The following is a 12878-nucleotide window of genomic DNA, read 5'->3' on the forward strand; positions in this document are numbered from 1 at the left end:
CGTCTTCCATGGTGGGTGGGAGTGGGGGGTGAGTGGAAGGATGTAAACCTTCAGGCATCATGACTCCGTTCTCTTACAGAATCATCATTACCTTGGGATGGTTAACAGCTCCTGAATCGCTTCAATTTTTAGTCAAAAGCACAGCGCCAGGGTTCATAATCCCCTGTGGATCAAGAGCTGATTTGATACTGTGCATGGCTGCGAGTTTGGTGGGATCGCCGTAGCGCTCGAGATCAGCAGCTTTGAGGCGCCCAAGGCCGTGCTCGGCGGAGAACGAGCCGCCCATTTCGACCGTGATATCGTGCACAATGTCTTGGATAGCGCTTGCCGTCTCTTTGTAAGCGCCGCGCTGCGCGCCTTTTGGGGGGTAGACATTGAAATGCAGATTGCCGTCACCAAGGTGCCCAAAGCAGTTGATCCGATAGTCGCCATGCGCAGCAAGTGCGCCTGTGGCCCGAGGAATAAAGTCGGCAATCGCGCTGAGCGGTAGCGAAATGTCATGGCTTGAGATGCCGCCAATATTTTTGTTGGCGATCGGGATCGCCTCGCGCAGGCCCCAGAGCTCACCCGATTGGCCTTCGCTTTGGGCGATGATGCCGTCGTCAGCCAGGCCCTCTTCCAGAGCGACTTCGAAGAGCTCTTCAAATAGCGCCTGAGGGGTTGGTCCGCGTGCGAGGCCCAGCTCCGTGAGCACCATCCATTCGGGTGGGTCGGGCCAGGGGAGGCGCTGATCTGGCATTGTTTCGGCAGCGAACTCAAGCCCTTGGCGATGCAGAAGCTCAAAGGCGCTGATGCTTTCGCCTGCAATGTCGCGTAAGCGAGTGAGCAGTTTGAGGGCGGCCTCGGGGCTCCTTACAGCAAAAAGCGCCGTGCCGGTTTGGGCTGGGCGCGGAAAGAGCTTGAGCGCGGCCGCTGTGATGACGCCGAGTGTGCCTTCTGAACCGATCAGCAGGTTGCGTAGGTCATAACCAGTGTTGTCTTTACGCAGGCGCGTCAGTCCGTGCCATACGCTGCCGTCTGGCATAACAGCTTCAAGGCCCAAGGCCAGATCTCGGGTATTGCCGTAGCGCAGAACGTTTATGCCACCTGCATTCGTGGCGAGGTTGCCTCCTATCTGAGCGGTACCTTTGGAACCGATGGAGAGGGGGAAGAGGCGGTTTGCTTGCTCTGCTGCGTCTTGCACGGCTTGGAGCGTGCAGCCTGCCTCGACGACAATGACATTCTCGGAGGGGTGCACTTCGCGGACAGCATTCATGCGCTCGAGTGAGAGGAGGAGTGGCGCACCAGTTGATGTCACTTGCCCGCCAACGAGGCCTGTCCCACCGCCATAGGGGATAAGCGCGATGCGGTGCGCTGTCGCAAAGCGTAGGATTGTGCTGACATCTTCTACTGTTTTGGGTGCGGCGACGGCGGCGGCGACGCCCTGCCATTTGGCACGCGGCTCCTCAAGGTAGCGTGGCGAGGCCTCGCGAAGTGTGCCTTCGGGGAGGAGCGCTTCCAGCTTTGTCAGCAAGTCATGTGTAAGGTTTGTGATCATGGCGCTAGCCTATATCGGTCTTGCCGCGGCGGTCCATCCGCAGGGCGGCATAGAGCACATGGTTGCGCCAGCGACCGTTGATTTGAAGATAACTTTGCGCGACGCCTTCATATTTGAAGCCCGAGCGCTCAAGCAGGCCGCGCGACGGGGTATTTTCCGGAAGACAAGCGGCTTCGATACGGCTCAGGTACATCACATGAAAAGCATGATGTACGACCGCTGTGAGCGCTTCGCGCATAAAGCCTTGGCGGGCAAAGCTCTGTCCTGTCCAGTAGCCGACTGTGGCGGCTTGGGCGGGCCCACGGCGGATATTGTCTATTGTGATTGCGCCAACGAGTTGCTGATCAGCGCGACGAAAGATGAAAAGGGGGAGCGCAGTATCACCAGACATGGAACGCTGCGCCCAGTAGACACGGTTGGTAAAGGCGCGGCGCGAGAGGTGGTCGATGTTCCAGCTCGGCTCCCAAGGTGTGAGATAGGCTTCGGAGTCATGGCGCAGTGCAGACCAGCTGTGAAAGTCAGAGTGGATGGGCGCGCGCAATGTGAGGCGCTCTGTCTCGAGCCTCAGTTTTTTGCGCGCCCTCATGAGCATCAGGCGGCCCGTTTCTGCAAGAGTGCGCCAAGCTCTGGTGCACCGTCGACTGGGCCATAAAGCGCAGCGGCGGTCTTGGCTGATGTGGCCATTTCGGCGCCAAAGTCGCGCACGCTCTGGCGGGTAACGGCGTCGATCTTTTTCACGACTTCGTCGAGATCTGGCACGCGGCCCCAAATCTGTGTCATCCGTGCGAGGCGTTCGGCGCGGTTGGATGGGCTTTCAAGGCCCATCAGCATCCCTGCCTTCATTTGCGCTCGGGCGCGATCGACTTCGGCGTCTGACATATCGTCTGCGGCTCGCGCCATCTCGGCCAGAGTGATTTCGGCCAGTTCGCCGACTTGCTCGCCTGAGGTTCCCGCGTAGATTGTCATCATACCTGTGTCGGCATGAGCGCCTGCGGAGGCGAAGATGGTATAGCAGAGGCCACGCTTTTCGCGGATCTCTTGAAAGAGGCGTGAGGACATTCCGCCACCGAGCGCCGAGGCGTAGATCTGTGCTGTGAAAATCGCATCGTCGCGATAGGTCGGACCTTCAAAGCCCAAGGCGACATGTGCTTGCTCAAGGTCTTTGACAACGCGGCGTTCGCCTCCTGCAAACACCGCGGGTGTCTCTTTTGGAGCATTGCCACGAGGCATAGCTGAAAACAACGCCTCGGCTTGTTTGACAAGCGCATCGTGGTCGATCCCACCTGCGGCGGACAGAATCATGTTTTCAGGGCCGTAGTATTGGCCGACGAAGTCTTTGAGATTGTCGCGTGAGAAGGCTTTGATGCGCTCGCTTGGCCCAAGGATTGTGCGGCCAAGGGCCTGATCAGGATAGGCTTCTTCTTGAAGCCAGTCAAAGATCACATCATCAGGCGTATCAAGCGCCTGACCGATTTCTTGTAGGATCACGCCACGTTCTATCTCGATTTCGCGGGGGTCAAAAACAGGGTTCACGAGGATATCGCCGATCACATCTACGGCGAGCGGTACATCGTCTGCAAGGACACGGGCGTAATAGGCCGTTGTTTCTCGGCTCGTGTAGGCATTGATATAGCCGCCAACATTTTCGATCTCTTCAGCGATATCGAGCGCGGAGCGGGTCTTTGTGCCTTTGAAGGCCATGTGCTCCAGGAAGTGTGCAATGCCGTTTTGCGCAAGCGTCTCGTTGCGTGCGCCTGCGGTGATCCAGATGCCTACAGAAGCGGACTGAAGGCCTGGCATATGCTCGGTCACAATGCGAAAGCCGTTAGAGAGAGTGTGCGTCTGGATGCTCAATGCGCGATCCGTTCTTTGATAAGGGTTTGAATTGCGGCGAGATCGTTCTCGACGCGGGTGACGCGCTCTTCGCGCTCGAAGAGATCACTCATCCGAGGTGGAAGCGGCGGGCGGATGCCTGTGGCCGCTTCGACCGCATCGGGGAACTTCGCCGGATGCGCTGTGGCCAGAGTGATCATCGGCGTGTCAGGCGCGAGGTGCTCTTCGGCGACTTTGACGCCGATGGCGGAGTGTGGGCAGAGAAGCTCGCCTGTTTCTTTCAGCGTACGCGTGATGGTTGCGCTGGTTTCGGCCTCGGAGCAATTGCCGCTGTTATAGCTCTCGCGCAGGGCCTGTAGTGCGCCTTGGCTGACGGAGAAGCCTGATTGCTTCAGCTCATCCATCAGTTGCGCCACAGGGGCTGCATCGCGTGCGTAAGCTTCAAACAGTGCGCGCTCGAAATTGGAGCTGACCTGAATGTCCATCGACGGGCTGATCGAGGGGGTGACGCCATCGGGGCGATACTCTGCAGTCGATAGGCAGCGGTGTAGGATATCGTTCTGGTTCGTTGCCACGACGAGGCGATCAATCGGCAGGCCCATGCGCTTGGCGATATAGCCAGCAAAGATGTCACCGAAGTTGCCTGTGGGGACAGTGAAGCTCACGCGGCGATGCGGCGCGCCGAGGGACACGGCGGAGGAGAAGTAGTAAACGACCTGCGCAAGAACGCGGCCCCAGTTGATCGAGTTGACACCTGCGAGGGAAACGCCATCACGGAAGTCAAAATCGTTGAACATATCTTTGACGCGCGCTTGGCAGTCGTCAAAGTCACCCGTCATGGCGAGCGCGTGTACGTTGCTTTCAGATGGCGTGGTCATCTGGCGGCGCTGCACTTCTGAGACGCGGCCGTGAGGGTAGAGGATAAACACATCGACGTTGGAAAGGCCACGGAACGCCTCAATGGCGGCGGAGCCTGTGTCGCCAGAGGTAGCCCCGACGATTGTGATGCGCTTGCCCGAGCGCTCAAGAGCGGCTTGGAACATCTGGCCAATGATCTGCATGGCGAAGTCTTTGAAGGCGAGCGTAGGACCGTGAAAAAGCTCGAGCAGGAAGTGCCCTGAGCCGAGCTGTACCAGAGGCGCGCGGGCGGCGTGGCCGAAGCCAGCGTAAGCTTTGGCGATCAGCTCTTTGAATTCGGTGTCTGTGAATGTCTCGCCGATGTATGGCCGCATGATGGCAAAGGCCGTTTCCTCATAAGAGAGTCCCGAAAGTGCTGCGATCTCTGTCTTGGAGAGGGTCGGAATTTCGTCAGGCAGGTACAAACCACCGTCGCGGGCGAGGCCAGTGAGCATCGCATCTTCAAAAGAGAGTTCAGGCGCTTGGCCACGGGTCGAGATATATTTCATAGCTTCGCTTTCGCATGTCGGCGTTTGAGAAAGTAGGCGGTCATTAGCACCCAAACGGCGGCCAATCCATACCATGTGATGATGTATTCTAAATGGCGGTTTGGGATCGTGCTTGTGTCGAGGGGAAGCGGTAGGATTTGAGCGGGTTTAGGCGCTTCTTCACGGGCGACGAGCAGCAGTTCTTCCGTGCCAAGTGCCTGGGCAAGAGTGGGGACATCTCGGGCATACCATATGTTGCCGGCCACATCATTTTCTGGGGTGTATTTATCACGCTCATTCGGCCAGTGAAGATTGCCTTCGATAGAGGCGGCGCCCGCAGGGCGGGGAGTGTCTTTGGCGGAGGATAAGACATAGCCACGGTCAATTAGAAGGCGGCGGCCGTTGGCTTCGAAAGCCTGAATGATGCGGTAACCAGCGCCGTAATCACGAGTTGAAACGAGCACGCGGACTTCTGAACCAGTAAATGCGCCAGTGACGCGGACTGAAAGGAACTGATCTGCTGCTGCATCGGGCGCGGTGGGGAGTGCCACAGGTGCAGCCGCGATGCGCGCATCGATGGCGGCGATATAGGCGGCCTTCTCTGTTTTGCGTAAGACTTGCCAGTTGCCAAGGCTCACGAGCAGGATCAGCGCGAGCACGGATAGAAGAAGAAAAGGCCAGTTTTGTTTCATAGGGAAGAAGTAGGGTGAGAGGGGGGCAAGGTGCAAGGGCTCAAACGCGAAACGCCCCGTGAATACGGGGCGCTTCTGATGAGTATAGGCGAAAAGCGCTGGGCCTTATTGGCCCCACATGTAGATGCTGGCGAAGAGGAAGAGCCAGACCACATCAACAAAGTGCCAGTACCAAGCCGCGGCTTCAAAGCCGACATGTCTTTCGGGTGTGAAGTGACCTGCCTGAAGGCGGAAGAGACAAACGGCGAGGAAGATCGTACCGATCACAACGTGGAAGCCGTGGAAGCCTGTCGCCATGAAGAAGTTTGCACCGTAGATGTTTCCAGCAAAACCGAAAGCAGCGTGGCTGTACTCGTAGGCTTGGAACCCGGTGAAAAGAATACCGAGGGCGACGGCAATGATGAGGCCCCACTTCATATCCTGGCGGTTGTTCTCGTGCGCCATAGCATGGTGTGCCCATGTTGCGGCAGCGCCTGAGCAAAGCAGGATCAGCGTATTGATAAGCGGCAGGTGCCATGGATCGAAGGTTTCGATGCCAGCGGGTGGAAACTGTCCGTCAACCATCGGGCTTTCGGGGCCCATTGGGTAGAGAGCGTGTTTGAAGAAGCTCCAGAACCATGCAGCGAAGAACATGACTTCAGACATGATGAAAAGGACAACTCCGTAGCGCAGGCCGATTTGGACAACAGGCGTGTGGTCGCCAGTGTTGCTTTCGTGAACAACCTCAGCCCACCAGCCGTACATGACGTAGAAGGTGAAGAGGAAGCCAGCGATCATAACGAAGGACGTTACATCGTGGAAGTAGAGTACAGATCCGAAGAGCAGCACAAAGCATGCAAGAGCGCCGAGCAGCGGCCATGCTGAAGGGGGTAGAATGTGATAGTCGTGATTTTTTTCGTGCGCCATGGTGTCCCTCGCCTGAGGCTAGATGTGATTAGTTTAGGTTCGTTTTTATGCCTGCCTCAAGTGAAGCTTGCGCTTCTGGCAGGTCTATTTCGTAGAAAGTATAGCCCAAAGTGATGGTATGGACATACTGTCCTTCGCGGTCTGTGACAATCTCTGGATCAACAAAGAAGGTCACAGGCATTTGCACTCGCTCGCCAGGCTGAAGTACCTGTTCTTCGAAGCAGAAGCAGTCAATCTTGGTAAAGAAGCCGCCAGCTTCGTAGGGCGTTACGTTATAGGCTGCAGAGCCAGCAACGGGGCGGTCAGTCGGGTTGTGGGCCTCATAAAATGCGAGGCCTGTTTCGCCGATGCGCACTTCCATTTCGCGCTGCATGGGCGTGAATGTCCATGGAAAGTCGCGTTCTATTGAGGCGTCAAAGCGAATTTTGATTGTTTGATCGAGGATGACGTCCGAGCCAGTTTGGGCGGTATTTGTGACGCCACCAAAGCCTGTCACGCGGCAGAACCAGTCATAAAACGGAACCGAGGCCCAAGCGAGCGCACCCATGAGTACGACAACGCTCACGGTTTGGGCGAGTGTTTTGTTTTTACCTTCGAGTGCCATCAGTCACTTTTCTCCTGTGAAGAAGTCGATGTGGCTGTCCCTACTGCTGCGGCTTCGGCCGCTTGTTTTTTGGCGTGTTCTTCGGCCATCGCCGCGTTTTGAGCGGTAAGCTTTACATAGGTCATACTCATGATGAGAAGGACGAATGAGCCAAGCACAATTCCGAGGCCGACGTTGCGGCTGCGGCGACGGCTATGAATTTCGTGCTCGACGCGGGGTACGCTATTGCTCATGTCCAGCCTCCAAGACCGTAAGGTGCAAGGCCCTTTTCCACCAGAATGGCAACGAAATGAGCAAAAAGATAGAAAATCGAGAAGGCAAAGAAGCGCTTCTCTGTTTTGTATTCATCGGCCTCGGCAGTGGTCTCTTCACGGCGCCAGATATCCCACGCCCCTTTGAGGAAGATCACATTGAGCACCAGAGCAGTCGCCATGTAAACGGGGCCGCCAATGCTTGTGAAGCCTGTTCCCACTGCGATCGGCGCGAGTAGGATTGTGTAGACGATGATGTTCGCGCGTGTGGTTTTGCGGCCATGTGTGACGGTGAGCATAGGGACACCAGCGTCACGGTAGTCAGACTTCATAAACAGGGCCAGCGCCCAAAAATGGGGCGGCGTCCACATGAAAATCAGAGTAAACATCAGAACGCTCTCGATGCTGACGCCGCCGGTGGCGACGGCCCAGCCAATCATCGGAGGGAAGGCACCAGCCGCGCCACCGATAACGATGTTTTGAGGGGTCCAGCGCTTGAGCCACATGGTGTAGACAACGACATAGAAGAAGATCGTGAAAGCCAAAAGCCCTGCTGCCACAAGGTTGCTGGCGAGGGCTAGCATGATTACAGCAAAGACCGAGAGAAACATGCCGAAAGCAAACGTTTCGCTCTCAGAGATTTTTCCAGCGGGAATGGGGCGGCTTTGAGTGCGGCGCATAATGCGATCGATATCGGCATCATACCACATGTTCAAAGCGCCTGATGCGCCACCACCAATGGCAACAAAGAGGATCGCGGCAAAAGCAAGGAGCGGGTGAACAGGCACTGGCGCGGCGAGCAGTCCCACCAGTGCTGTAAACACAACGAGTGACATCACGCGTGGCTTGAGCAAGGCGAAGTAATCGCCAAAGCCTGCTTCGCCCGTGTCCGAACGGCTCTCTACGCGTGTGTTTGTTGAAATATCGCTCATGCCATCTCTCTGGATCAGGTGAGGAAAAGGGGCAGCATGCCGCCCCTTTTAGGACTTAGTCAGCCGAGGCCACTGTCAGTGGAGCCGCTACGCCAGCGTACTCTTCTTTCGCGCCGACAAGCCAGGCATCGTATGCCTCTTGGCTTACCACTTCGACTGTGATGGGCATGTAGGCGTGGTCTTTGCCGCAGAGTTCTGAGCACTGGCCGAAATACAGGCCTTCTTTCTCTGCTTTAAACCAGAGCTGCGCTAGGCGGCCAGGAACGGCGTCCTGTTTTACGCCGAATGCAGGGATGGTCCAGGAGTGGATCACATCAGCGCCTGTAACTGTCATAACAACAACTTTGTCGACAGGTACGACGATGCGTGTGTCTGTGGCGAGAAGGTATTCGTCGTCGGAATAGCCGTAGTCGGCCAGCTCGTCGCGAGCCACCATGAAGCTTTCAAAGCCGAACTCTTCGTCTGTGTACTCATAGCCCCAGTACCACTGGTAACCTGTCACTTTGATGTTCACTTCGCCTTCAGGGATGATCTGCTGTTTGAAGAGGATCGGAAGGGAGAAGGCGCCGATGAAGATAAGGATCAGCACGGGCACCACAGTCCACATCACCTCGATTGGTGTGTTGTGTGTGAAGCTAGCAGGTGTCGGGTTTGCCTTGCGGTTATGAAATACGATGATCCAGAGGACCAGACCGATCACAAACAAGCAGATCGCGAGGATAATCCAGTTGATGGCTGTATCGAGCCAAATAATGTCGCGCATGTGGTCTGTTGCAGCGACTTGGAAGTTCAACCCGCCGTCCACAGGCTTGCCGACGCGCTCGACCGCGTCTTGCGCCATAGCCGGAAGTGCAAAGAAGGCTGTCATAATAGCCAGAAGAGAAGAAAGAATTCGCATGGTTCACCCTGATCGGTTGAGTATCTCTGTTTGTCTTAAAGAAAAATGAAGCAGAGACTCACGTCTCGGCCCATTGCGTCTTGGAGCATCTGAAACCATATTCCGAGCTCAGAGACAATATTGCCGCTTGCGTCAAAGAGACGCTTTTTTGATTTAGATCAAGAAAATACGCCCCGAGCCAGACAGGAAAAATCATGACAAACGCGCCGTTTCGCCCTTTTGAGACAGAAGTAGACGAGGGAAAGGCCCTTAATTTGCTGGAAAAAGCTTGCGCTGGGGCAGAGGATGGAGAGCTTTTTCTGGAGCGTTCCAAGTCTGAAGCGCTTGTTTTGGATGATGGGCGTGTCAAGACTGCTAGTTTTGATACATCTCAAGGTTTTGGGATGCGCGCCGTGCTTGGTGAGGTCGCTGGCTACGCGCATTCGACGGAAATTAGCGAAGCCGCAATGACTCGCGCAGTTGAGACAGCGCGTTTGGCCGTAGGTGCAGGAGGCGGCACTATGGCGGTGGGGCCGAAAGGCACAAACACGCGGCTGTATGAGGCGATTGACCCGATCGAGAGTGCGGGTTTCTCTGCCAAACTCGATATTTTGAAAGAGATCGACGCCTATGCCCGCGCGCTCGATCCGCGGGTGGTGCAAGTGACGGCCTCTGTGTCTGCCACGTATCAAGAAGTTGAAATCCTGCGAGTCGGTGGGCAAAGGCTCACCGATGTGCGGCCAATGACACGGCTGAATGTTGGGGTGATCGTCGAACAGGACGGGCGGCGAGAAAGCGGCTCTGCGGGCGGCGGTGGGCGTGTAGGGCTGACGGGGCTTTTGGAGCCAAGCAATTGGCAGGCCAATGCACGAGAGGCACTTCGGATTGCGCTTGTCAATCTGGAGGCGGTGCCTGCGCCTGCCGGGCAGATGGATATCGTTCTTGGGCCGGGGTGGCCCGGTATCTTGCTGCATGAAGCGATTGGCCACGGACTTGAGGGTGACTTTAATCGCAAGGGCAGCTCTGCATTTGCGGGGCTCATGGGGCAGCAGATCGCCGCGAAAGGCGTGACTGTGCTCGATGATGGCACCATTCCTAATCGGCGCGGGTCAATCACGATTGACGATGAAGGCACGCCATCTGCCAAGAACACACTGATCGAAGACGGTGTTTTGGTCGGCTATATGCAGGACCGACAGAACGCACGTTTGATGGGCGTTGAGCCCACAGGCAACGGACGTCGCGAGAGCTTTCAGCACGCGCCAATGCCACGGATGACAAACACCTATATGATGGGGGGTGAGGCTGCGCCCGAAGACATCGTTGCGGACTTAAAGGACGGCATATGGGCTGTGGGCTTTGGCGGCGGGCAGGTCGATATCACCAATGGGAAGTTTGTGTTCTCCTGCACCGAGGCTTACCGCGTCAGAAACGGTAAAGTCATGGAGCCTGTGAAAGGCGCCACGCTGATTGGCGACGGAGCAACAGCGCTCAAGAACATCCGCGCGCTGGGCAACGACATGGCGCTCGACCCGGGAATGGGTAACTGCGGCAAGGCGGGGCAGTGGGTTCCTGTTGGGGTGGGGCAGCCGACTGTTATGATTGGTGGGTTAACAGTGGGTGGCTCTGCGACGTAGGATCTAGAGCCCGTCAAACGCGCAGAGAGCCATGACGTCCATTCCCATGGCTTCAAGGCGCTTGCGCCCGCCGAGTTCGGGCAGGTCGATAACAAAGGCGCAGCTGATAATTTCGCCGCCCAAACGCTCGATGAGTTTGATACCAGCTTCGGCTGTGCCGCCTGTGGCGAGAAGGTCATCGACCACAAGAATTTTCTCGCCAGCTTGAATGGCATCATCATGAATTTCGACAATCGCTTCGCCATATTCGAGGGTATATTCTTCCGAGATTACCGCGCCGGGGAGCTTGCCTTTTTTGCGGACTGGGACAAAGCCGACGGAGAGCTGATGCGCGATTGCGCCGCCAAGAATAAAGCCGCGGGCCTCTAGGCCAACAACCTTGTCGATCTGCATTCCTGCGTAGGGGTGCATCATCTGGTCAATCGCCATGCGAAACCCGCGCGGGTCGGCAAAGAGTGTCGTGACATCGCGAAAGAGAATACCCTCATGGGGGAAATCAACAATGGTGCGGATGTAGTCTTTGACGGTTTTCATGTTGTTCCTTAGGGGCTTGTGCGTTTGAGAGTGGCGGTGAAGAGGCCCATAGCGATAAGCGTTGCGCCGCCTGTTCGGGTCATCCAAATAAGAGCCTTGGGCTCAGAAAAGAAGCTGCGGAGACGATCCGCGAGGAGCGCATAGGCCAATGCATTGAGCGTGGCAAGGGTCACGAAGGTGGCGATTAGGACACTGACTTGGGGCAGAAATGCCGCCTCGTGGCGGATGAACTGGGGCACGAAGGCGATAAAAAAGGCGATGCTTTTGGGATTGAGTGCTGTGACTGCGGCTGCGTGGGCAAACACGCCGCGCGGCGTGACGCTTTGGGCCGCGTCGGGGAGGGCGATGCTCTCTTCTTTTGCGGACAGCAGAAGCTTTGCGCCCAAGTAAATCAGATAGATCGCTCCGACCCATTTGAGCGCTGTGAACGCTGTGGCCGAGGCCAGAACCAGCGCGCCAAGGCCTGCAAGCGAGGCCGACATGGCAACGAGATCGCCCAGAGCAACGCCCGCTGCAGAGGCGATGGCGACGGAGCGGCCCTTGGAAATGGCGTAGCTCATCACAAGAAGGATCGTCGGGCCGGGGATCATTAGGAGCACCGATGAGGCGATGATGAAAGCGATCCATGTTTCGAATGTCATGATGGCAGCAATACCTTAACAAAGTTTAACGGTGCGGTGCGAGCCTAGCAGGGGCACGCCTGTGCGCAACTTATTTTGGCTGGTAATGCTGTTTGAGGGCGATCTTGTCTTGCGCGCCCAAACGGGTCACGCGGTTGCCGTCTTGGGAGAGTACCGAGGCGCCCACGTAAGCGGAGCTTTTGATATCGGTCATGAGGCCGAGGGCTTGGGTGAGCTCTTCGAGAATGACTCCTTCGCAAGAAGCAATGCCAAGTGTTGTGGACACTACAATGGCGGCGGCGAGGATTTCGCCTTTGGCGACGTTCGCCTGTATGCGGGTTGTTGCTCCGCCAATGCGCGCGCCGTCGACACATGAAAGACCCGTGCCTTGGATCGGCTCGCCGCGCGCTTGATCGAGGAAAAAGAGCTGTATATCGGCGACTGTTTTGAGGTCGGTTCTGGCGAGAGAAATAGCTGCGCCAGAGTCGTTTAGTTCCTTGATTGCAAGGGTAATGGCGGCCTCGGCGCGCTTGGCTTTGCCGCCGAGATAGGCTTGAGGAAGAGGTGCGACCCAGAGCCTGTGGGGGCGTTCCACTTGCCAGCGCACGAGTGGCTTCTGGCAGGGCTGATCAGGCGGGGCGGCGCAGGCGACGAGGCGGTAAAAATCAGCGTCCGACAGCGGGCCTTGGACCGCGATATTGTCTTGTGCTTGGGCGGCGCTGGCCAGCAGAAAAAAGGCCGGCGCGGTCTTCATAGGATACGGCCTGCAACGGCGTCGAGCTTGGCCATGAGCGCGGGGTCACGGACGTCTGGCGCGGTCAGGATTGCGTATTCAAGCGCGCGGTCGCAACCGTGTGGGCAGGCTTCGCGGGCGGCTCCGAGGAGGGCGGGGAGGCGAGACACCAGGGCGCGGCCTTTTTCGGCGTTGCCCATCAAAGTTTTAATGATTTCAGTGACATCAACTTCGCCATGCTCGGGATGCCAGCTGTCATAATCGGTGATCATGGCGACAGAGGCATAGCAAAGCTCGGCTTCGCGTGCGAGCTTTGCTTCAGGCATATTGGTCATGC

General features: G+C 57.0%; 14 protein-coding genes and 1 pseudogene. 1 reads left to right on the forward strand and 14 read right to left on the reverse strand.

The window, feature by feature from the left end; genetic code table 11:
• Positions 1 to 121 precede the first annotated feature (121 nt).
• The 10 genes from P8O11_RS01430 to coxB all read right to left on the reverse strand — a co-directional run bounded on the left by P8O11_RS01430 (position 122) and on the right by coxB (position 9038).
• Positions 122 to 1537, reverse strand: a complete 1416-nt coding sequence (locus P8O11_RS01430) for an FAD-binding oxidoreductase (protein WP_300290892.1) — start codon at positions 1535 to 1537, stop codon at positions 122 to 124.
• Between the two features lie 4 nt (positions 1538 to 1541).
• Positions 1542 to 2129 carry a GNAT family protein gene (locus P8O11_RS01435; protein ID WP_300290894.1) on the reverse strand — a complete coding sequence of 196 codons (588 nt, stop codon included), beginning with the start codon at positions 2127 to 2129 and terminating at the stop codon, positions 1542 to 1544.
• A complete protein-coding gene (locus tag P8O11_RS01440; RefSeq protein ID WP_300290896.1) occupies positions 2129 to 3391 on the reverse strand; it encodes a pitrilysin family protein in 1263 nt (420 codons plus the stop codon). Before P8O11_RS01440 ends, P8O11_RS01435 begins: the two co-directional genes overlap by 1 nt.
• Positions 3388 to 4776, reverse strand: a complete 1389-nt coding sequence (gene thrC, locus P8O11_RS01445) for a threonine synthase (protein WP_300290898.1) — start codon at positions 4774 to 4776, stop codon at positions 3388 to 3390. Before thrC ends, P8O11_RS01440 begins: the two co-directional genes overlap by 4 nt.
• Positions 4773 to 5447 (reverse strand): SURF1 family protein, encoded by a 675-nt coding sequence (locus P8O11_RS01450; RefSeq protein ID WP_300290900.1) that lies wholly within the window; start codon positions 5445 to 5447, stop codon positions 4773 to 4775. Before P8O11_RS01450 ends, thrC begins: the two co-directional genes overlap by 4 nt.
• A gap of 105 nt (positions 5448 to 5552) precedes the next feature.
• Entirely contained in the window at positions 5553 to 6353 is an 801-nt protein-coding gene (locus P8O11_RS01455) for a cytochrome c oxidase subunit 3 (RefSeq protein WP_300290903.1), read from the reverse strand.
• 28 nt (positions 6354 to 6381) lie between these two features.
• The gene (locus tag P8O11_RS01460) at positions 6382 to 6957 is read right to left on the reverse strand and encodes a cytochrome c oxidase assembly protein (RefSeq protein ID WP_300290905.1); all 576 of its coding nucleotides are present in this window, start codon (positions 6955 to 6957) and stop codon (positions 6382 to 6384) included.
• Complete coding sequence (locus tag P8O11_RS01465; RefSeq protein ID WP_300290907.1) at positions 6957 to 7190, reverse strand: cytochrome C oxidase assembly protein; 234 nt, start codon at positions 7188 to 7190, stop codon at positions 6957 to 6959. The genes P8O11_RS01460 and P8O11_RS01465 overlap by 1 nt, the downstream gene beginning before the upstream one ends.
• Entirely contained in the window at positions 7187 to 8140 is a 954-nt protein-coding gene (gene cyoE / locus P8O11_RS01470; RefSeq protein WP_300290909.1) for a heme o synthase, read from the reverse strand. Before cyoE ends, P8O11_RS01465 begins: the two co-directional genes overlap by 4 nt.
• Before the next feature lie 55 nt (positions 8141 to 8195).
• On the reverse strand, positions 8196 to 9038 hold the full coding sequence (coxB, locus tag P8O11_RS01475; protein ID WP_300290911.1) for a cytochrome c oxidase subunit II: 843 nt from the start codon (positions 9036 to 9038) through the stop codon (positions 8196 to 8198).
• 194 nt (positions 9039 to 9232) lie between these two features.
• Here coxB and tldD point away from each other — a divergent pair, with 194 nt between their 5' ends.
• A complete protein-coding gene (gene tldD / locus P8O11_RS01480) occupies positions 9233 to 10654 on the forward strand; it encodes a metalloprotease TldD (RefSeq protein ID WP_300290913.1) in 1422 nt (473 codons plus the stop codon).
• A 3-nt stretch (positions 10655 to 10657) separates the two neighbouring features.
• Here tldD and P8O11_RS01485 read toward each other — a convergent pair whose 3' ends face one another.
• The 4 genes and pseudogenes from P8O11_RS01485 to P8O11_RS01500 form a co-directional block, all read right to left on the reverse strand.
• Complete coding sequence (locus P8O11_RS01485; RefSeq protein WP_300290915.1) at positions 10658 to 11188, reverse strand: adenine phosphoribosyltransferase; 531 nt, start codon at positions 11186 to 11188, stop codon at positions 10658 to 10660.
• Between the two features lie 8 nt (positions 11189 to 11196).
• Positions 11197 to 11829: a LysE family translocator gene (locus P8O11_RS01490; RefSeq protein ID WP_300290917.1), complete on the reverse strand. Its 633-nt coding sequence runs from the start codon at positions 11827 to 11829 to the stop codon at positions 11197 to 11199.
• A gap of 70 nt (positions 11830 to 11899) precedes the next feature.
• A complete protein-coding gene (locus tag P8O11_RS01495; protein WP_300290919.1) occupies positions 11900 to 12562 on the reverse strand; it encodes a DUF2927 domain-containing protein in 663 nt (220 codons plus the stop codon).
• Positions 12559 to 12878, reverse strand: a pseudogene (locus tag P8O11_RS01500) (S-methyl-5'-thioadenosine phosphorylase); the annotation flags it as partial. The gene P8O11_RS01495 and the pseudogene P8O11_RS01500, both read right to left, overlap by 4 nt.

It is taken from the genome of Lentibacter sp., from assembly GCF_029254145.1.
GTDB lineage: Bacteria > Pseudomonadota > Alphaproteobacteria > Rhodobacterales > Rhodobacteraceae > Lentibacter.

Coding starts and splice junctions, on each gene's coding strand:
- P8O11_RS01430 (WP_300290892.1), bottom strand. CDS start 1,537: ATGATCACAAACCTTACACATGACTTGCTGACAAAGCTGGAAGCGCTC.
- P8O11_RS01435 (WP_300290894.1), bottom strand. CDS start 2,129: ATGCTCATGAGGGCGCGCAAAAAACTGAGGCTCGAGACAGAGCGCCTC.
- thrC (WP_300290898.1), bottom strand. CDS start 4,776: ATGAAATATATCTCGACCCGTGGCCAAGCGCCTGAACTCTCTTTTGAA.
- P8O11_RS01450 (WP_300290900.1), bottom strand. CDS start 5,447: ATGAAACAAAACTGGCCTTTTCTTCTTCTATCCGTGCTCGCGCTGATC.
- P8O11_RS01455 (WP_300290903.1), bottom strand. CDS start 6,353: ATGGCGCACGAAAAAAATCACGACTATCACATTCTACCCCCTTCAGCA.
- P8O11_RS01460 (WP_300290905.1), bottom strand. CDS start 6,957: ATGGCACTCGAAGGTAAAAACAAAACACTCGCCCAAACCGTGAGCGTT.
- P8O11_RS01465 (WP_300290907.1), bottom strand. CDS start 7,190: ATGAGCAATAGCGTACCCCGCGTCGAGCACGAAATTCATAGCCGTCGC.
- cyoE (WP_300290909.1), bottom strand. CDS start 8,140: ATGAGCGATATTTCAACAAACACACGCGTAGAGAGCCGTTCGGACACG.
- coxB (WP_300290911.1), bottom strand. CDS start 9,038: ATGCGAATTCTTTCTTCTCTTCTGGCTATTATGACAGCCTTCTTTGCA.
- tldD (WP_300290913.1), top strand. CDS start 9,233: ATGACAAACGCGCCGTTTCGCCCTTTTGAGACAGAAGTAGACGAGGGA.
- P8O11_RS01485 (WP_300290915.1), bottom strand. CDS start 11,188: ATGAAAACCGTCAAAGACTACATCCGCACCATTGTTGATTTCCCCCAT.
- P8O11_RS01490 (WP_300290917.1), bottom strand. CDS start 11,829: ATGACATTCGAAACATGGATCGCTTTCATCATCGCCTCATCGGTGCTC.
- P8O11_RS01495 (WP_300290919.1), bottom strand. CDS start 12,562: ATGAAGACCGCGCCGGCCTTTTTTCTGCTGGCCAGCGCCGCCCAAGCA.